Here is a 19,894-nt window from a genome sequence, read left to right as displayed (position 1 = left end):
TAAATCACAAACAATATAATTGAACGGATTTTCTAATCACAAATAAACAACCGGTGTATGATCCCATTTGACTTGCTGTTCCGCTGTTCTTACATCAACAAAAGAATGATCGCTCAATAGTTTCTTAAACTTTGGCAAAGCTCCTTTCAGGCCTACATACGACATCAGCTTTCTTTTAAATGGTAATGTTTGGAGGACAGGTTGCTGAGGGTCAAAATCACGCGGATGAAAATAAGTCATCACGTATTCCGACTTTTTCATTTGCGAATGAATGTATGCATAAGGCAATGCACGGAAATATCCTCCTCCGGAGAAAACAATTTCCTTTCCCATCAAACGCACCGTGTTCAGCGGGAATTCCTTTAGAAAAGTCCCGCCAACTGAAATTCGGCATGGCTGCGCAGTTCCGAATTTCTGAAACCCACCATGGTTACGGCTTGCCGGAAAAACAGAACAATCCACTGTGATTCCGCATTCTTTCAGGATTTCAAATGCCCATGAAGTCTCTTCGGTGATTGAAAATCCTGATGCACGGTAAGCGTTCATTTTCTTTCCGCAAAGATCTTCCAGTCGTTTCATCACAGTGAGTGTGTCTTCTCTGAAAGTTGCAGGTGATTGGGTATACACCAGCTGATGTATATCCGAATGACAGGCAATCTCGTGTTTCGCGGCAACTTTTTTTACAATGGCAGGATACTCTTTCGCGATCCAGCCGAGGCAAAACCATGTTGCCTGTTGTTGGTGTTCATCAAGCAAATCCAGCAAACGATCTACATTACCTTCCAGTCTCGACTCGAACCCTGACCATTGTTCAGGCCGTTCGGTCGCAGGATGATCCAGGATGTGGAACCAGTCTTCGAGATCGATCGTGAGAATATTCATCAGAAAAAAGCTGGATACAAAGGTAGGAAATGAAAAAAGCCCCTCGAATTTCGAGAGGCTTTTCCGGTAAAGTATAACGAATGAAATTACGCGAGGCGTACGTTCACAGCATTTAAACCTTTTTTACCTTCCTGGAGGTCGAATACTACTTCGTCATTTTCACGAATTTCTTCTTTCAGACCAGTTACGTGTACAAATACCTCTTTATCAGAGCTACTCATTTTAATAAAGCCAAATCCTTTGGTTTCATTAAAGAATTTTACAATTCCTTTTTCCATTTTAATTGATTGTGTTGTATTATATTAATTGATGTGTGACAAAGGTACGATAATAATCGATACCACCCTCTCGGGACGCTGATATTTATGAATTTGTGATCAGATGAGGATGTAATGGGGAAGGTAAAAGAATCAGGTTCCCATAAAGCCAATTTAAAACTATATATACCTGTTATTCAACTGTTTATGAATGTAAAAAAGATGGTATTTCAAAAGGTATCCAGATCCCCAAGACTGAGATACCAATTTTTGAAGTCCAAAATACCCCGAATATTCGCCTTTTCGTGGTGAATTCTTAGAATGAATTCCAATGGTTGAGGCAAAAACCTGGAAGGAACCGGAAGAAAACCGAGTCTGGAAGGAGTGATTTTCCCTGTTGAGAGGTCCTGAAATACCATCATGATCAGGTCAAGTTGATGAATTTTAGCCTGTCCGGACAGCCAGGTTAATAGAACCCTAGCAGAGGTTTCTGATTCCGGCTCATCATATTTCATCAACTCCAGAATGCTGACTGTTTTCAAACCGAAAAATTCAGTGATCCGAAAAACAATAATCGCATTGATTAAGCCGTCTTTCGTGATCATATACGTCCGGTAATTTCTTGACGGAATATCCAGATATCTCCATTTGATATAAGCAAGATCACGAAGTGTGCAATATTTTTTATCCTTTAAAAATTTCTGATGAAACTTTTCGAAGTCTGATGCATCCTTTTCGGGATCGAACAGATCAATTGTGAATCCATCCCTGTTTTCTGAATTCGGAAATTCAATTTGCTGTTCTTCTCCCCGCTTCAAATTTCCTTTGGAGAAATATTTTTTCAGAACATTCAATGGCTTGAGAATCTTCACATAAACCGGAAGATATCCAAGTGTATTAAAATTTAATTTGGAACGAAAAACCGGGGATGAAACAGGATTAGGAAAACCAACAGTGAACTGAATATCCTGTCGGCTCGCTTTATCGTATGTCAGCTCCGCGAGTTTTGGAAATAATCCCTGTCCGCGGGCATCCGGATGCGTGAGTGTATTCACAGACAAAGATCCATTCAGCACTTTGGTATTTGCAAAATATTTCCTGGGAAGAATGATGTATTGAGAATACAACTCGTTAAATTTTTCAGCAACAAAAACAATTGCCTTTCCATCCGGATTCCGCAAATACTCCCAATCAAGATAAGCAGGTTTTGAAATGTCCTGACCGGGATAGGTATTTTCAGTCAGTTGAATAAGCCTGTGAAAATCCGGATCACCGAACTCTGAAAAAGAAATATCATTTTTCACTTCGCCCATGGATTTTCTCAAAGAGGTTGCGGTAAACAGAACAAATTCTTTCCCAGGTATAATAGGATCTCACACGTTGAATAGCGGAATGTTTATACCCCGATATTTTTTCATCAGACAAATGCTCCAGCGCTTCAAGCTGTCTTGCCAGCTCCGGAACAGAAGTAAAGTACAATTGCGAATTTGCTGTTACTTCCCTGTTAAATTTATTATCATGACAAACACATACAGCACCAGTGATCATAGCTTCAAGCAAAGAAGGATTTGTCCCTCCAACACTGTGCCCGTGCAAATACGCGAAAGCTCCAATGCGCAAAGAATCCAGAATCTGTTTGTCATAGATCCCGCCAACGAATTTCACATTTGGACTTTGCAGTTTCAAGATCTCCCTTACATAATTGGAATTATCAGTCCCGCCAACAACAATTAATTTCCTGGAAGTGGAAGTTTGCAAATAACCCTCCACAATTTCACGAATATGATTTTCAGGAACCAGTCGGGCCACAATTAGATAATATCCGCCTTGCGCTACACCATAATTAGCCAAATCTTCAGTACGGAATTTCATTGGTTCATCCGCACCGTATTCGATGACAGAAATTTTACTTTCCGGAACATGAAGAGATCGCGTCCAGAAATCACGAACTCCTGTACCATCCGCAATGATGTGCTGACTGTATTGTCTGGTTAATCGTTGCGCCAGTCTTACATAACTTTTTTTCACTCTTGAAAATTTCGTACGCAGGTGTTCAAGTCCATCGACATTGGTGATCAGTTGTGTTTTGGCACTTCTGTACATCGGATAAAATAGTGCCCCACCTACTCCACACACCAGGACAATATCCTGTTTTCCTTTGGTCAGACGCAGGGAATCCCAGTAATACCACACGGGATGAACACTTTTTTTATAGGCTGATTGGATGATTTTTATTCTTGAATCCAGTGTTTCAAGTCCAGGATGATTTTTACTCACAACTACAGTAACTTCATGGCCATGTCTGACAAGATCCATTGCCAGATGCTCCGCAAATGTTTCAAAGCCTCCATAACGTGCCGGGATTCCGCGGGAACCAATGATCGCAATTTTCATTTCAGGAAAATAAGGAATAAAAAGAAGCGGCAATCGACTTCCAGTCATGATGTTTTGCACTGTCGGTGAATGCTTGTCCGGCCAATTTCTTACCAAGTGAAGGATCCCCTAACAAGTAATTAATTTGTTCCGACAGCTGATTCTGATTTCCTGCTTCAAACAAGTATCCATTCTCACCATGATGGATAATTTCCTCCATTGCCGGCAATCGTGATGCAATGATCGGAAGTCCATAACTCATGGCCATCAGCAAAATTCCACTTTGATATATTTTACGGTATGGGAGTACAATCAAATCCGCAGCGGAGAACAAAAGATTTCTTTCTTCATTGGAAATGTGATGGATTTTCAAGAGAATTCTTCCCGTCAATTTTTCACGGCGGATAATTTCATTGTAAATACTGAAAGAATGTTTCCGCAAACGACCGGCGATAACAAGTTTACACGACGGATTTGTTTTGGGTAATGCATTCAACAATACATCCAGTCCTTTTGTTTGTTTTATCATTCCAAAGAATAATACATACTTACCATTTTGATCCCAACCTAGTTCAGTTCTTGCTTTGTCTTTGGAAATTTTAGATTCTGCCAACGCAATGTAATTTCCGTGCGGAATGACTGTGACATTCTTGTTTACAGAGGGTTGGAATATTTTGATTAATTCACTTTTTGAAAACTCATTGTGAACAACCAGGCGAAATGCATATTCTCCGCATATTCTCTGAAGCCTGTCGGCATTAGGCTTAAATATAAAACTCTCCACATCGTGAATAATCAGAATAATCTTATAGCCTGACAGAAATGCTTTTCGCAACAACCATTCATCAAAATAATTAAAATGAAATATGTGAAAAATCAGGTATTCAATCTTATTCTGTTTTGAAATATTCAAGGCCTTTCTGTAGCTGTTCATGAGCGACAAAACAGAAAACAGATTTTGTTTTTCCTTGAATTTAAAAAAAGATGAATTTTCTCCTTCGATTGCAGAATTAGAAAAATTAGAAAAGAGTCGGACTTTACAACCCAGCAATTTTAGTTCTTGCAAAAGAGAAAGGTTATACTGATCCAATCCGGCTTTGGCACCAACCGGATCAATAATAGCGACTGATGGATGTTGCATACTCATTCCGGCAGTAACCAGGCGGAAAGATCCCGGTGAATGAGTTTTTCCAGTTTCTGAATATCCTCACGATAGAGGTTTTGCAGGCTGAGCCTTGTCTCCGCTTTCAATTTCACAGGGGTACTGCGTCTTGAATTCCACTGACGAAATTGTTCGCGAATTCCCTGTCTCCAGGAATCGGGTAGTTGATTGAGCAGGCGAAACTTTGTCCTGCTTTCCACTGTGATGAGCTTACTGATAAATTTCCAGCGAGGTTCATACGAAGAGTTCAGGCTTTCTTCACGAAGAAAATCGAAGTGCTCATCAACACCAAGAAATTCACAGATTTCAGAAAGCATTTCCATTGGACGCTCTTTAAGATCATCCAGCAAAACAATCTTCACATTTTGGAATGCATCTAAGTAAGCTTTCACCTGTGAAAAATAAAATCCGCGATCAGTATAGAAATAATCAAAACTATAACCTTCCTGCTTTCTTTTTTGTTCGGCTGCAATCGCCTCTTCAAAGCTCAAAGGCTCTCTCCCATCCCTTACCCTCCACATATATTGAGAAAATGCGCGATCGGCAGGGTTTCGCAGCAAAATCAGGATTTTGAGTTGATCAGCATGCGGATGATATTTTCGAATATTCGCAATCGTCTTTTCATACAGATACAAATAAGGCGTAGAAATTTCACCTCTCACCTGCTCTTTTTCAGCAGTCTCGAATAAGTCCAGATATTTTTTTGGATCACGAACTGCGAATGCAAATTTACCGTGCTTGTAGGTTGCTTTATCTTCCGCGAATGAAAAGAAACAAGGCTCCTTCAGTTTGGGGAGAAAAAGACCAGGGTGCTGACGTAAATAACGTTGTAAAGAAGTTGTGCCTGCACGTGCAGAACCAACAACAAGGAAGTCGGGCCAGTTTTTCATACGAGCGAAGGTTCTGAAGTTGTGTATTGAGCGATATTCCCGGAGCTAAAGTAATCATAGCGGAAGTAATAAAGCAAGCAGACCAGAAACATTATGCTGCTCGAATCTCTGATATTCACGGCGGAAAAGAACATACTGAGAAAGAAAAACAACAACATGTATTCGATGGTCTTGAAAAATACATTGTTGGATCTGACTTGTCGGGACATACTCAGCGAAAAATAATAGGGTAAATAAATCAGGACTGTTCCCAGCAATCCGAATACAAATATATTTCCCAACAATCCGATATCTACCGGATAAAAGTAACCAAGGATATCTCGCCAACCACCGTTCCATTGGTTGCTGATAAAACCATTTCCGAGAATAGGATTTTTCTCGATGTAATCGAGGGCAATATTGAATTCCATGAACCTTACCGCAGAAGACGCTTCATCCGATGATTCTCCGAAAAAGATGTTGTAGACATTTGAATACAATACATGGTATTTGTCAAAAAGTGAAGTGTATCCGAGACTGAACAAGATGATGACCGCTACGAGAATCACACTTCCATAAATTAGTGTATTCCGGATTTTCTCTCTGAGGGTAAAATTCCGGAAGAAATAAATCATGAGTGTGAAAGCAAGTACCACCAGTGTTGTTCTGCTTTGCAGGAAATACACCAGGTAAAAGATGATGAGCAAAACAATCGCGATGTATCCATTCTTCCTTTCGTGAGAGACCTTGAACAAGGAATAAAAAAGCAACATAATTACCAAAGCAAATTGAAACCGATAGCGATATCCACGTATCGGGCTATAGGCAACGAATTCCATGTCGGTGAATTTTACCGGATTAACAAACAAGAAGAAAAATAAAATATAATCAGTAGGGTCAAAGATATCGCCACAAAGGATTTCTCCACCTGTTCTATGGTGATCCATCCTTTTCGTAATAATGAGATGAGAAGAATTCCGGATAAGGAAAGCAATACAGATCGCTGAGCCATGATGCCGTAATAGTAAGGCTGATGGAATATTGCATGACCCTGGTAGGCGGCGAAAAAGTTGACTAGGATAAATACCCACATCAGTACATCCAGTCGAGTGACTCTTTTCTCGCGGATATTCAGAAACAAACTGAAGAGATAATAAACAGAGAGCAGAATAATCGCGAAACTTGATAAACTCTGATGCAGACTTTCAAGTGGAAGTGTTGCGAAAATCCGGAATGTCGACGTGAACACCAGGAAGAGTAGTGTGTACGACAATAAAGGTGGCAGACGATTGGGAGCCGTGAGGTCCTGCATGTTCCGGATTTCAGGAGATGATAGAAGAATACGAATTTAAGTAATCGGGTGCATTGCAAGGCAAAAGAAGAAAGATTCTCTTTAGCCACGCAGCTGTGCAAAAGTAAAAAAGCCGAAATGCTTTTTTACATTCCAGATGCACAATACACTCCATATCAGGGTGCCTACTACCTGGGCCAGACTGGCTCCAAGAATACCCCAGGCAGGGATGAAAAGCAAACAAGATCCAACATTCGCGATGGAGGAAACGATGGCAATGTTTCGAAGTACGTGTTGTCGGCCGGTCATGTTCAGAATCTGTGCAGGCAAACCGGAAACTACTACAATAAATTGTCCGGCCAGTAACACATAAAGCGAAGATTCATTCCCGGGAAATTCTTTTCCGAATACCGATAATATCAAATGCGGAAAACAGGCGAGCCCGATAAAAATGGGAAGTGATGTCAGGAAAATAAGACGTGCTGCCTGGTGTGAATAGCGTTTTAATGCATCCCTGTCATTGGCGGCATGCGCCTCTGCGAAGCGTGGCATGGTGATGCTGTTGATAGCAAGAATGGTAATGTTGGTGAAAACAGAAATTCTGACAAGCGCGTTGTAAATCCCTACCTGAGATTCCGTCGCGTAAGAAGCGAGAATAAGAGTTCCTGCCCAGGACATGATTAACTGCAACACCGTTGTAGTGAACATTGGCATGGCAATCTTGAGTAGTCCGGATGACTTCTCACCTGTCCGGCTTTTATGCAGAGTAAACTGACTAGCCCTTAACCAGGACCACAGACTCAACACCCCGGCAACAGCGATGCTTACAAACTGAACCTCCACAGGAACTTCACGGGCTACATGGCCTGTAAAAACTGCACCAACAAGCAGAATCAAAGCAAGTGTTGATACGGCACTCGTCTGATAAAATGTGTAGGAAGTAATATTTTTTAAACCACGTGTACTTTCAGAATGAAAGAGTAAAGAAACAAGTGGCAATGTGAGCCAAGCATTGATACGCAGATAGGAAGCAAGATAATCTTTATGGAATATTGTTCCTGCCATCCAGTCGGCACTGAAATAAAGAACAATGGAAATTAAAAGTGTAACCGGCACCATTAAACGGAGCGCGGTAATATAGAGTCCTTTGATAGCCGCAAAATCATTCTTCCAGGAATATTCAGCAACCAAACGCATCATCGCCACATCGAGTCCCAATTTTCCCGCAACGCCGGCAAGTGAAAGTATCGCTACACAAATTGAAACAATACCCAAAGCATTGGCACTGAAATAACGGCTCGTCACCAGCGTAACAAGAAAACCGGTACCTACGCCAATCATTCTGACCAGCAGAGATACTGAACTGGTTTTAATCAGCTCCCTGTATTCAGGATCTGTACGGTAGCGATCGAATGACTCTTTCAGCTTATTTTGCAATGAACCAATCATTCACGAGAGAATGTTTATTGTAAGGCATTTCAAGTCCCGAATGTACGAGCAAAATATTCTTTCCCACAGCTTTTAACAAAGCATGCCCAGCAGCGGTGTCCCATTCCATGGTTGGAGCGAATCTGGGGTATACATCCGCTTTTCCTTCAGCGAGCAGGCAGAATTTCAAAGCACTCCCGGCCGAAAGGAGTTCTACTTTTGAATATTTCTTTTCAAGATCTTTCACAAAGCTCTGTGTTTCCGGGGACATGTGCGAACGACTTGCCAGTACACGAACCAAACCCTGAGGGTCATTGGAAACGGAGGGAGTGAGTATAAAATTGTTGAGATCAACAATTGAACGAATGGATTGTTGTGAAGCTTTTTCAATTCTATAAAGAGAATTGCCATTGGCCGCATACAGAACATCCCATACAGGAATATGGATCACACCCATGACAGGATGATTATTTTCAAGTAAGGCAATGTTAATGGTAAATTCTCCATTTCGTTTTATAAATTCTTTTGTTCCGTCCAAAGGATCAACCAACCAGAATTCACTCCATGCTCCGCGAATTTTGAAAGAATCGAACTGGCCTTCTTCACTCAGAACCGGAATACCTAATCCTGACAGTTCCGTTGAGATCACTTCATGAGAGGCTTTATCAGCTGCTGTCAGGGGAGATTTGTCCTCTTTCATTTCAACAGCAAAAGGAGAATTGTAAATTTTCAGAATTTCCACTGAAGCCTTCAATGCCGCAGAGATGGCATGAATCAACAAATTTTCAGGGGAGTTTGTCATTTAAATCAGTCTACAAGATATTGGCAAAAGTGAACTACAGGATCATTCCTGCTCCGACAGTTTCATTCGTTGCCTCATCGATAAGGATCAGACTTCCTGTATTCCTGTTTCTCCGGTAACTATCAAAGAATAAAGGAGAAGTTGTCCGCAACTGAATGCGACCAATATCATTCATTCCAAAGATTTTATCTTCTTCGTTTCTCCGAAGTGTATTGATATCTATTTTATAACGAATGTCTTTAACCATGCAGCGTACTTCTCTGGAAGTGTGCTTCAACAAATACCTGTTTCCGACCTCGAGTTTCTTTTCGTTGAGCCAGCAGATCATCAGGTCGATATCCTGTCCTACCTGGGGTGAATTATTTTCTCTCACAATCATATCGCCCCGGCTCACATCAATCTCATCTTCCAGAAGCATGGTCACTGACATTGGCGCGAATGCTTCCATGACTTCACCATCAAATGTGTCAATGCTTTTGATCCGACTGCTGAATCCGGAAGGCAGCACCAGGACACGATCACCGTTTCGAAAAACGCCTCCTGCTATTTTTCCTGCATAACCACGGTAGTCGTGGTATTGATCCTGCTGTGGCCGCACAACATATTGAATCGGAAACCTGCAATCGATATGATTGATATCACCACTGATGTGTACATTTTCGAGATGAAACATCAATGTGGTTCCTTCATACCAATCCATTTTCTGAGAGCGGGTCACAACATTATCACCGAACTTCGCGCTCACAGGAATAAACTGAACATCCTGTACATCGAGTCGGGAAGAAAACATGCGGAAATCATCAACAATTTTTTCGTACACTTCACGACTGTAATCCACCAAATCCATTTTATTGATACAAACAACAATGTGGGGAATTCTAAGGAGTGAAGCGATAAACGCGTGACGACAGGTTTGTTCTACCATTCCCTTTCTGGCGTCGATGAGAATTAGCGCCAGGTTGGCGGTAGAAGCACCTGTCACCATGTTGCGGGTATACTGAATATGCCCGGGTGTATCGGCAATAATAAATTTTCGTTTGGGAGTAGAAAAATAGCGATAAGCTACATCGATAGTAATTCCCTGTTCCCGCTCAGCTTTAAGTCCGTCTGTGAGGAGACTCAAATCTACATCTGTAAACCCACGCTGTTCGCTTGTAGATTTGATAGAAGCATATTGATCATCAAAAATGTTTTTCGTATCCAGCAGCAAGCGTCCGATGAGTGTACTTTTCCCATCATCAACACTTCCACAAGTGGTGAATCGCAATAGTTCTATGTCGCTTCTGTTTGACAAAATTTTTTTGTGTTTCGAGTTCCGGGCTCCGAGTTAATTTTAGTTCTCCGTATTTCAAATAAATATTAATTTCTGTTACTTTATACTTGATACCTGGTTTCAAGTATGCGATGCCAAACTCCAACCACTAAGCACTAAGCACTAACCACCAAGCACCAAACACCAAGCACCAACCACTAAAAATACCCCTGCTTCTTCCTATCCTCCATCGCTGATTCAGATCGTTGGTCGTCGATTCGGGTTCCGCGTTCGGTGACTCTTGAAGTAGCGACTTCCGCGATGATTTCGTCCAGGGAAGTAGCTGTCGATTCAACTGCACCGGTGCAGGTCATGTCCCCTATCGTTCGGAAGCGGACAACTTTATTTTCCGCCTTTTCATCAGGAGCAAGGTGCATGAAATCCGCAAGTGCATAGAGATTTCCGTTTCTTTCAAATACTTTTCTTTTGTGTGAGAAGTATAATGAGGGCAATTCAATTCTTTCCTTTTGAATATATCGCCATACATCCAGCTCAGTCCAGTTACTTAACGGAAAAATCCGGAAATGCTCGCCTATGTGTTTTCTTCCGTTAAAAAGATTCCACAATTCAGGGCGTTGATTTTTCGGATCCCATTGTCCAAATTCATCACGATGCGAAAAGAAACGTTCTTTTGCACGCGCTTTCTCTTCATCTCGTCTTGCTCCTCCGATGGCTGCATCAATTTTCAATTCATTGATCGCGTCCAACAATGTTACAGTTTGTAATGCATTTCGACTTGCATGAATTCCTTTTTCTTCTTTTACTCTTCCTTTATCGATTGAATCCTGAACTTTACGAACCAGAAGATTCATGTCGAGCTTTTTTACCCAATGATCCCGAAACTCTATTGTCTCTGTAAAATTATGTCCGGTATCAATGTGTAACAAGGGAAATGGTACACGAGCCGGATAAAACGCCTTCATCGCCAGATAGGAGACGACAATGGAATCTTTTCCTCCGCTAAACAACAATGCCGGCCGCTCAAACTGGGCAGCAACTTCGCGAAGCACGAAGATGCTCTCCGATTCAAGTTCACGAAGATGGTCGAGACGGTAGCTGAACATTGTTGGTTGTTGGTTATTAGATTTTAGATTTTAGATTCTAGATTTTAGATTTAGTTTTGGGTTGTTGGTATGAAATTTAATTCGACCCTCGTCCCTTAATTTTATTTATTTTCTATTCTCGACTGTAGATACTCAAGAATCTGTTTTGCGCTTTCTGCAGGTGTTTGGTTAATGGTTTGAATATTTAGTTCCGGATGCAATGGAGCTTCATAGGGAGAATCGATGCCGGTGAAGTGTTGAAGTTCGCCGGTTCTTACTTTTTTATACAATCCTTTTGGATCTCGTTTTTCACATTCTTCCAACGGTGTATCGATGAAGACTTCTATGAACTCACCGGGACCGACAAGTTTTCTAATCAGGTCTCGTTCTTCACGGAATGGTGAAATGAAAGCGGTGATTACGATAAGTCCTGCATCAAGCATCAACTTGGCAACTTCAGCGATGCGCCGCATATTTTCTTTTCTATCTCCTTCTGAAAATCCAAGATCCTTGTTGAGACCGAAACGGACATTATCTCCGTCAAGAAGATAAGTCTTTTTGCCTTCTTTATACAAAGCTTCTTCCAACAAGCCCGCAATGGTGCTTTTACCCGAACCACTCAATCCGGTAAGCCAGATGATGAGAGGAGTTTGTCCCATTAAGGCGGAGCGTTCTGCCTTGCTGATGCGGTGTTCGTGCTTGTGAAGGTTCAATCCCGGTTTAAATTTATTGAGGTGGAGAATCCTGTCAGGGCTTTTCTGTTTTTTCAGAAAATTAATCCTGAAAGTTTATTGTCCGATCGGATGCCAGGTTGTCTTAATTTCCTGAAGATCCATGATACGATATGGATTTTGTGAATCATCTTTCATCCAATCATCTTTTGAATAGATCAATGGACGTTTTACATTCAGGGAAGCAAGTTCCTGGATCTTTTTAATTTCTCCTGCATCATCCCCGCAATAAACAACTGCATTTACATCCATGTGATTGGCGAAATGAGAAAGTAGTTCTGAACGTTCTCCGGTCAGAATATTTACAACTCCGCCCGGCACGTCGGAAGAATTCAAAACCTCCGCGAAAGTGATTGCAGTTAATGGCAATGCTGTGGATGCAAGTATGATTACCGTATTTCCTCCTACAATCGCTGGAGCTATTGTGGAAACCAGTCCAATCAATCCAAAATTTTCAGGAGACAAAATAGCCACTACACCTGTAGGTTCAGGAACAGAGAAGTTAAAGTGTGAAGATTCGACAGGATTGACAGAACTGAACACTTGCTGGTACTTGTCGCTCCAACCTGCGTAATAAACCAGACGATCGATCGAATGATTTACCTCCGCATTCGCGGAACTTTCAGAACATCCCTGCGAAACCAGTTCAGCGACAAACTGAGCTTTTCTTGACTCCAGCATTTCCGCGATACGATATAATATCTGTCCTTTATTGTAAGCTGATTTGGAAGCCCATCCATGCTGCGCTTTACGCGCGGCAACAACAGCCTCCCTGAAATCCTTGCGTGAAGATTTACAAACATTGGCAATTGTATCTCCATCCGAATTTTTCAAAATGTAGTATCGTCCGGATTCCGTTCTTGGAAATTTCCCATCGATATACAATTTATAGGTCTTCATCACATCCACTCTTTTACTCTTTCCTGCCTGACCGTTGGACTGAACCATTGCTTGTTCTTCTATTTTACTTTTTTCTATCTGATCCATGATTGGCTCCGATTATATTAAAATGCAAATATTCTTTTTTACAAAATGATTAATTCTGAATGCTCAGATAAGGCATGATACCGTGCAATCCGCCTTCCCTGCCAACTCCGCTTTCTTTGTATCCTCCGAATGGAGAAGTCGGGTCGAATTTATTATAGGTATTCGCCCAGATTACACCTGCACGGATTTGAGAAGTAACTTTAAAGATCTTCGATCCTTTGTCAGTCCACACTCCGCCACTCAGTCCGTAAGGAATATTATTTGCTTTCTCTATCACTTCTTCAACAGTCCGGAAAGTCTGGATCGCGAGTACCGGTCCGAAAATTTCTTCCTGTACAATTCTTGATGATTGTGATACATTGGTAAACAAAGTAGGTCTGTAGAAAAATCCCTTTGAAGGAATTGAACAATTTGCCTGATACATGTTCCCGCCTTCGTTCACACCAATCTTGATGTACTTTTTAATTTTCTCCAGTTGATCTTTGGAATTGATCGCACCGATGTCGGTATTTTTATCCAATGGATCTCCAACAATCAGGGTTTCCATGCGGTCTTTCAATTTTCGGATAACGATATCCGCAACAGATTCCTGAACAAACAATCTTGATCCGGCACAGCAGACGTGACCCTGGTTGAAAAAGATTCCGTTGATGATTCCTTCAACTGCCTGATCAATCGCTGCATCTTCAAAAATGATATTCGCGGCTTTACCACCAAGTTCAAGAGTAAATTTCTTCTTTGTACCGGCGATTGCTTTCTGAATAATCTTACCGACATCCGTAGAACCGGTAAACGCGATTTTATCAATATCCGGATGATTCACGAGAGCGGCGCCGGTTGCACCTGCACCTGTAATTATATTCACAACACCGGGAGGAAGATCCGCTTCCTGGATGATCTCAGCAAGCTTTAGTGCTGTAAGCGGAGTTGTTTCTGCAGGTTTTAAAACAACGGTATTTCCCGCAGCAAGTGCGGGAGCAATTTTCCATGCCGCCATGAGCAATGGAAAATTCCATGGAATAATTTGTCCGGCTACACCAAGCGATTTTGCACTTGCGCCCGGGACAGCGTAAGCAATTTTATCCGCCCATCCTGCATAGTAAAAGAAATGTGCGGCTGCAAGCGGAACGTCAATGTCGCGTGATTCACGGATAGGTTTACCGCCATCCATACTCTCAATCACGGCAAGTTCGCGAGCACGTTCCTGCATCACGCGGGCGATACGGTAAATATATTTCGCGCGTTCTTTAGCAGGCATTTTTGACCATACATTATTGTAGGCATTACGCGCGGCGGTGACAGCTTTGTCTACATCTTTTTCGTTTGCATCCGCGATCTCAGCAAGTTTCCCTTCCGTTGCAGGATTGATGGTGTCAAAATATTTTCCTGACGAAGGCGCTGTGAATTTTCCGTTGATAAACAGTTCGTATTTTTTATCCAGGCGGATATGATCCTTGCTTTCAGGAGCCGGAGCATAATCCCATGTATCACCAAGAGATTTTCCTGCGGCATTGGCCTGGAATTTTATTTTTCTTTCAGTCTTATTTTTTACAACTTTCTTCATCTGAATATTTTTTTCACTCGCCATGAATTAGCCTGGTTGATTTTTCCCTGGTTTAATCTTTAGAGAAATAATCTATCGATTGGTATACACCTGTTTCTTCTTTGACGATTTGCATGAGCAGATCATTCGCCAGTGCACTCGCTCCAAAACGAAACATGTCAGGGTTCAGCCAGTCATGTCCCAATGTTTCCCGGAGTACAACCAGGTAGTTCAGAGCCAGCTTGGCGGTGGCGATACCTCCTGCCGGCTTCATTCCGATTTTTTTTCCGGTAGAATAATAAAAATCCCGAATTGCTTCAAGCATCACAAGTGTTACCGGAAGAGTGGCAGCCGGCTGTATTTTCCCGGTAGAAGTTTTTATGAAATCGGCCCCGGCATTCATCGCGATATCTGAGGCGATACGGACATTGTCGAGCGTACTCAGCTCACCTGTTTCAAGGATAACTTTCAAGTGCGCCTCTCCGCAAGCTTCTTTAACCGCGGCAATTTCATCGAAAACAAAATTGTATTCACCAGAGAGAAAATGTCCTCTTGAAATCACCATATCAATTTCATCGGCACCTTCGTTGACTGCCCATTTGGTTTCTTCCAGTTTCACTTTTCGAGTCGACATTCCGCTTGGAAATGCGGTGGCTACAGCGGCAACTTTCACAGATGAACCAGCAAGAGCGGTTTTGGCAACTTTTACAAGGTTTGGATACACACAAACTGCCGCCACGGAAGGGATTCCCGGAAAAGCATCATGTGGATGCATCGCCTTAGTACAAAGCTGCTTCACTTTTCCCGGAGTATCCTTTGCTTCCAGCGTGGTCAGATCAACCATACTTAAGGCGAGCCTGAGAGCCGTCGCTTTTGATTCTTTTTTAATACTTCGCTTGGATAAACGCGAAATTCGCTCTTCCACACCAATCTGATCGATCGGGGGGCTATCCGGAAATGCTGTTTTGTTTGATCTCATGAATTTTTTCCTGTTTTTCAGGCACTGGAGAAAGTACGAATATACGAAGATTGAAGGAAATGACTATTTCCCCCTGAATTCGGAATTCGGGGTCAGAAAAAAGATGTATTTCCGTTTAGTTCACCGGAATATTTCGCAATTACCGGAAAAGAAACCAATTACATAAACTGACAAATCACACCACCCATCAGCGCGATGGTAACCATCCAGTATCCTGTATGGATTAATGTGTATTTAAATGGTCGGCGTTCAAAGAGGCTATTGATTCCCAGAATCGGGAAGATCAGGAGTAAGGCAAACTCAACACCATGAAAAACTCCATGTTTAAATGTTCGGAAATTCTGACCATTCTTTGCCATGAAATCACTAATGAATTTTCCTGTTTCTGAATTGGGATCGGACATTGTAGGATCACCCGCTAAAATAGAATAGATCGACCACTGATGGATTACCAGAAAATTTACAGCCAACGCAATCATCAGACTAAACAAAAATGTAAGTCCAAATATTTTCATCATGTTGGCGCCTTTCAATTGTTCCTGATTCAAACCACTTGCAGCTAACCAGGCATTTAAAAACATCATTGGACTATACCATAATGCACCAACAACAAGAGGAATTAATGCGGAAAGAATAATTACGATCCAGTTAAAGCTCATAGGTTTAAATTTTAAAGGTTAATTTTTCAAATGTAGTGCAATTACAATAAAAAGCAAGAGGGATGAATTCGTCAGATTTTATTTGAATACTCAATAGCCTATATTATTCTCGTTATGCATCTCAAAACTTTTCCGTTCAATACATTCTTGCAAAAATCCAAATGACAAAACATAATTCCATAACATAAATTAACAGGAGCACTATATAAAAACAAATTTTATTCAGGAATTATAATTTAAAAAAAGCTTTTCTCCCGCAATTGAAAAATAAAAGAGACAAAGGAGGGGAAACTCAGAACTTATATAAAAACGAAGCCTCTACTACTGAATTGTACTGACCCTGGTCAAAAAAATTGTAGTTGTAATTTCCCTCGTATGGACGAATGGTTGTTAAAGACCAATTGTAACGGGCATCCGCCATCCAGTGATCGGAGAGATGAAAAAGCACACCGGCATTTGCAGAAATTTCAAATTTCTTGAAAGCAGGTGCTCCAAAAATTTCACCTAACTGATTATCCTCCTGAGAAAACACAAGTGATCCGAAGGATGGCCCGGCTTCCAGACTTATTTTTTTTGTCGCGTTAAACAAAAGAAGAATGGGTACTTCCGCATAATGCAGACGCATTCTGTAATAAGTATTGTCGTCCGTATTCACCGGCTTACGACTGCCCTTTTGAATAAACAGAATCTCGAAACGCAAACTAATTTTCTCCGAAAAATCTCTGCTTACAAAACCGCCAAGGAGCACACCTGCCTTGTTGTACCCGGTGAGCCTGTCACCTGAAACCTGTGTCGCCGTAAGTCCGGCACGAATACCGGCATCAAATCCCTGCGCAGATGCAATCTTTGTGACAACAAACAAAATACAAATCAGCAAACATTGTTTCATGAGCATGAAAATAAATTTACCGGATGAAGAGAGTATTAATTCCAGATCATCAAACCTCAATTTGTGAGAGCATTACTGCACCCATTGAGCTTCCACCTGTTTTACTTCATAGGTGGATTCTTCGGAAACAAAAGCGACTATGCGCATGTGTCGGGTGACCCAGGCAGGGTCCATGGTAAATTTGTAACCAAGCAATTTGGTTGTACCATTACTGATTGCTCCGGAAGCGACCATTTCACCATAATCAGAATTCACAGCTGCGCGTAAAACATGGCGGTGAACATAATCCGGGTCGTATTCGGGAGTAACCGGAGGATACCATTCCTGCCAGTCGATCAAACTGTCTTCAGTAAGAATTACAGTGAGTTTATAATTTCCATTCAGATCAGCTGCAGCTCTCGACTGAACAGCAATCTTCAGTTGGTTCGTGGCAGCATCGAATGTATGTTTGATTCGAATGGCAAAAGGCGCTGAAACGTTGCTTCGTTGTTGGATGACGGTAGCCCAGGAAGATGGAGATTTTACCTGCTGTGAAGTTGGGAATCCGATTCGATCAATGAGTCCGTTCGGATTTCCGGCATTTGAATTCCCGAAATTGTGATCCCATTCTTCACCTGTTGTAGTTCTGAAATCATTGGTGAAAGCTCCCGCAGGCTGGCTTCCCGGGCATGCCAATCCACTTGGACACGGTTCCGCGAAAAAGCCCGCATGTACTGAAACGACAACCAGTCGGTCACCGTATGGTGGTTGAATCGTATCGTTGAGCATAACACCAGCATACGGACAATTGCCACACAAAATTCCGGTATAATCTTCAGCGAGTACTTTTTTTCCGGGAGTAGAATTGTCAGAGTTAAAACCGAGTGTATCACCATCAATGACAACTGTATCATTATTCAGATACACCACACCGACACTTGCAGCATTCCGGTAAGGGGCATCTACTTTATCACAGGAGCTAATCCAGATTCCGGCACAAACAAGTACGAGAAGAGAGAACGAAAGGGAGGTCTTCATGATAGAATTTTCTGAAATAAATTAGAAACTGCTGGTTACAGAAAGTGTAAATCCACTTGATGCAGGGACATTTCTGCAAACTCCGCCAACACAGAATATTCCCGCGCGCTGACGACCATAACCTATAGTGATACGGTTCGCATTGCGGGAGTAGCCAAGATTTCCGGTGAAATAATGAATTTGACGGCTCTTCACATCATTGCCATAATTCCATTCATCAAATCCGGCGATGAACCAATGTGGAGCGATGGAATATTCCGCAAGCAAAACAGCCCAGCTTTGCTGATCCTGTTTTGTATACATGTGCTGTAATTCTGTTCTGAAATTTTTTGTAGAAGTCATACGATAGTTCATCTCCAGAACAACAATGTGTGAATACACATGTCCGAAACCGGTGCGGCCTTCTACAACATCTTTGTTGTAATTCTGATACATATATGTAAGTATCATCCTGACTTTCTTGCTCAGCTTGTGATTGAATTCGATATTAAAATCTTCAAAATATATATCCTTACCAAGCTTAAAGAAATCCGATTTATAACCCAGATCAATAGCATCAGGATTTCCGGTAGTATCAACAGCCATTTTATCGATGGACTGAGCACGTGAATAATTTACAGTGAGATCAGTACCGTACCTTCCTCCAAGAAGAGAGCCTGCTTTAAAATTATAAAATACCTCCGCCTGGAAACCAAATTCACCATTGGGTTGAGTGGCATATGGATACAATGCGGTAAGAATATAGGTATGATTTTTTGTCAAAGCAGGCAGATAATTTACAATCAGTGTATTTCCCACTGAGTAACGATCACTGCGGAAACCCATGTTGTCAATTCGTTTTGCCGCAAGGGTAACTCCTAATCCTTTACGGGTATAACCGGCATTCACCAGAAGTGCTTGTCCTTCTTTATAAATAAAACCATTGGAAGTTGAGGGGTCATTTATTTTATAAGCATATTCCGAACTCAGGCTCCATCCTCCCCTGTTCATGCTGATGCGAGCTGATGAAGCGCCTACATTTAATGGCAAATTATAAGTCGGATCCTGGTCTTTCTGATATTTACTTACAAAACTTCCTCCGAGGATCCATTGCGTTTTAGCGGAAGCACGCGAAGTGAATGATTCATTGATATTCCATTCTCCGTCGATTCCACGGACAATTCCTTCGCCAGTCTGGAAAAATGTTCTCTGGCGACCGATGAAGCCTTTAATATATACACCTGCATAAGGCTTGTATTTCAACCGGAATCCGTCAATGGCATTATCATAACCCAATCCTCGTTCTTCATAGGATCGAAAAATCAAACCGCTGCCGAATTGCTCATAGAAATTACCTGCAGTCATTTCAAGTTCCCCGTTTCTGTAAGTAAGGTAACGAAAAGGAATTCCGCTACCCTGATATCTCGTGTCAAATCCTGAAATCGGATTGAGATAACTTTCGTAACGAACACCGGCAGAAAAATTATCCTTGTCGTAAACAAAATTTATAAAACCATTGCTGAGCATTTTTTCCGGTATTTCAGGAGCGCCAATCAGGGAGTCCTTGAAATAATACTGCGCATCGAACTGAAGGTTACCATGAATCGGAAGGGACGAAATTCCCTGTGAAAAAAGGTTTCCCGTGATGCAAGAAAAAAAAGTAGCGAGGAGTAGATGTTTAGTCTTCACGT

Annotated in this window: 20 protein-coding genes; all 20 read right to left on the bottom strand. The window is 41.7% G+C overall.

The window, feature by feature from the left end:
- Positions 1 to 36: 36 nt before the first annotated feature.
- Positions 37 to 882, bottom strand: a complete 846-nt coding sequence (locus IPP86_08585; GenBank protein ID MBL0138570.1) for a polysaccharide deacetylase family protein — start codon at positions 880 to 882, stop codon at positions 37 to 39.
- A gap of 86 nt (positions 883 to 968) precedes the next feature.
- Positions 969 to 1,160 carry a cold shock domain-containing protein gene (locus tag IPP86_08580; protein ID MBL0138569.1) on the bottom strand — a complete coding sequence of 64 codons (192 nt, stop codon included), beginning with the start codon at positions 1,158 to 1,160 and terminating at the stop codon, positions 969 to 971.
- Between the two features lie 209 nt (positions 1,161 to 1,369).
- Positions 1,370 to 2,452, bottom strand: coding sequence for a GNAT family N-acetyltransferase (locus IPP86_08575; GenBank protein MBL0138568.1), 1,083 nt, complete (start codon positions 2,450 to 2,452; stop codon positions 1,370 to 1,372).
- Positions 2,433 to 3,533 carry a DUF1972 domain-containing protein gene (locus tag IPP86_08570; protein ID MBL0138567.1) on the bottom strand — a complete coding sequence of 367 codons (1,101 nt, stop codon included), beginning with the start codon at positions 3,531 to 3,533 and terminating at the stop codon, positions 2,433 to 2,435. Before IPP86_08570 ends, IPP86_08575 begins: the two co-directional genes overlap by 20 nt.
- 1 nt (position 3,534) lies before the next feature.
- Positions 3,535 to 4,653 carry a glycosyltransferase family 4 protein gene (locus IPP86_08565; protein ID MBL0138566.1) on the bottom strand — a complete coding sequence of 373 codons (1,119 nt, stop codon included), beginning with the start codon at positions 4,651 to 4,653 and terminating at the stop codon, positions 3,535 to 3,537.
- A gap of 2 nt (positions 4,654 to 4,655) precedes the next feature.
- Complete coding sequence (locus IPP86_08560) at positions 4,656 to 5,564, bottom strand: sulfotransferase (GenBank protein ID MBL0138565.1); 909 nt, start codon at positions 5,562 to 5,564, stop codon at positions 4,656 to 4,658.
- Positions 5,561 to 6,382 carry an O-antigen ligase family protein gene (locus tag IPP86_08555; protein MBL0138564.1) on the bottom strand — a complete coding sequence of 274 codons (822 nt, stop codon included), beginning with the start codon at positions 6,380 to 6,382 and terminating at the stop codon, positions 5,561 to 5,563. Before IPP86_08555 ends, IPP86_08560 begins: the two co-directional genes overlap by 4 nt.
- 11 nt (positions 6,383 to 6,393) lie before the next feature.
- Entirely contained in the window at positions 6,394 to 6,855 is a 462-nt protein-coding gene (locus tag IPP86_08550; GenBank protein MBL0138563.1) for a hypothetical protein, read from the bottom strand.
- An 81-nt stretch (positions 6,856 to 6,936) separates the two neighbouring features.
- Positions 6,937 to 8,283: a flippase gene (locus IPP86_08545; protein MBL0138562.1), complete on the bottom strand. Its 1,347-nt coding sequence runs from the start codon at positions 8,281 to 8,283 to the stop codon at positions 6,937 to 6,939.
- Positions 8,261 to 9,064 (bottom strand): 3'(2'),5'-bisphosphate nucleotidase CysQ, encoded by an 804-nt coding sequence (gene cysQ / locus IPP86_08540; GenBank protein MBL0138561.1) that lies wholly within the window; start codon positions 9,062 to 9,064, stop codon positions 8,261 to 8,263. Before cysQ ends, IPP86_08545 begins: the two co-directional genes overlap by 23 nt.
- Before the next feature lie 34 nt (positions 9,065 to 9,098).
- Positions 9,099 to 10,358, bottom strand: coding sequence for a sulfate adenylyltransferase subunit CysN (gene cysN, locus IPP86_08535; GenBank protein MBL0138560.1), 1,260 nt, complete (start codon positions 10,356 to 10,358; stop codon positions 9,099 to 9,101).
- Between the two features lie 176 nt (positions 10,359 to 10,534).
- The gene (cysD, locus tag IPP86_08530) at positions 10,535 to 11,440 is read right to left on the bottom strand and encodes a sulfate adenylyltransferase subunit CysD (GenBank protein MBL0138559.1); all 906 of its coding nucleotides are present in this window, start codon (positions 11,438 to 11,440) and stop codon (positions 10,535 to 10,537) included.
- 101 nt (positions 11,441 to 11,541) lie between these two features.
- Positions 11,542 to 12,198, bottom strand: coding sequence for an adenylyl-sulfate kinase (gene cysC / locus IPP86_08525; protein MBL0138558.1), 657 nt, complete (start codon positions 12,196 to 12,198; stop codon positions 11,542 to 11,544).
- Positions 12,199 to 12,207: 9 nt separating this feature from the next.
- The gene (locus IPP86_08520; protein ID MBL0138557.1) at positions 12,208 to 13,098 is read right to left on the bottom strand and encodes an aldehyde dehydrogenase family protein; all 891 of its coding nucleotides are present in this window, start codon (positions 13,096 to 13,098) and stop codon (positions 12,208 to 12,210) included.
- An 88-nt stretch (positions 13,099 to 13,186) separates the two neighbouring features.
- Positions 13,187 to 14,701 (bottom strand): aldehyde dehydrogenase family protein, encoded by a 1,515-nt coding sequence (locus IPP86_08515; protein MBL0138556.1) that lies wholly within the window; start codon positions 14,699 to 14,701, stop codon positions 13,187 to 13,189.
- Positions 14,702 to 14,753: 52 nt separating this feature from the next.
- Complete coding sequence (gene deoC / locus IPP86_08510) at positions 14,754 to 15,659, bottom strand: deoxyribose-phosphate aldolase (GenBank protein MBL0138555.1); 906 nt, start codon at positions 15,657 to 15,659, stop codon at positions 14,754 to 14,756.
- 158 nt (positions 15,660 to 15,817) lie between these two features.
- Positions 15,818 to 16,318 (bottom strand): DUF1761 domain-containing protein, encoded by a 501-nt coding sequence (locus tag IPP86_08505; GenBank protein ID MBL0138554.1) that lies wholly within the window; start codon positions 16,316 to 16,318, stop codon positions 15,818 to 15,820.
- A gap of 292 nt (positions 16,319 to 16,610) precedes the next feature.
- Complete coding sequence (locus IPP86_08500) at positions 16,611 to 17,207, bottom strand: PorT family protein (protein ID MBL0138553.1); 597 nt, start codon at positions 17,205 to 17,207, stop codon at positions 16,611 to 16,613.
- Positions 17,208 to 17,279: 72 nt separating this feature from the next.
- Entirely contained in the window at positions 17,280 to 18,224 is a 945-nt protein-coding gene (locus tag IPP86_08495; GenBank protein ID MBL0138552.1) for an Omp28-related outer membrane protein, read from the bottom strand.
- Positions 18,225 to 18,245: 21 nt separating this feature from the next.
- Positions 18,246 to 19,892 (bottom strand): hypothetical protein, encoded by a 1,647-nt coding sequence (locus tag IPP86_08490; GenBank protein MBL0138551.1) that lies wholly within the window; start codon positions 19,890 to 19,892, stop codon positions 18,246 to 18,248.
- Between the last annotated feature and the right edge of the window lie 2 nt (positions 19,893 to 19,894).

It is taken from the genome of Bacteroidota bacterium (genome assembly GCA_016720935.1).
GTDB lineage: Bacteria > Bacteroidota > Bacteroidia > AKYH767-A > 2013-40CM-41-45 > JADKJP01.
This window is presented reverse-complemented; position numbering and strand designations above follow the sequence as displayed.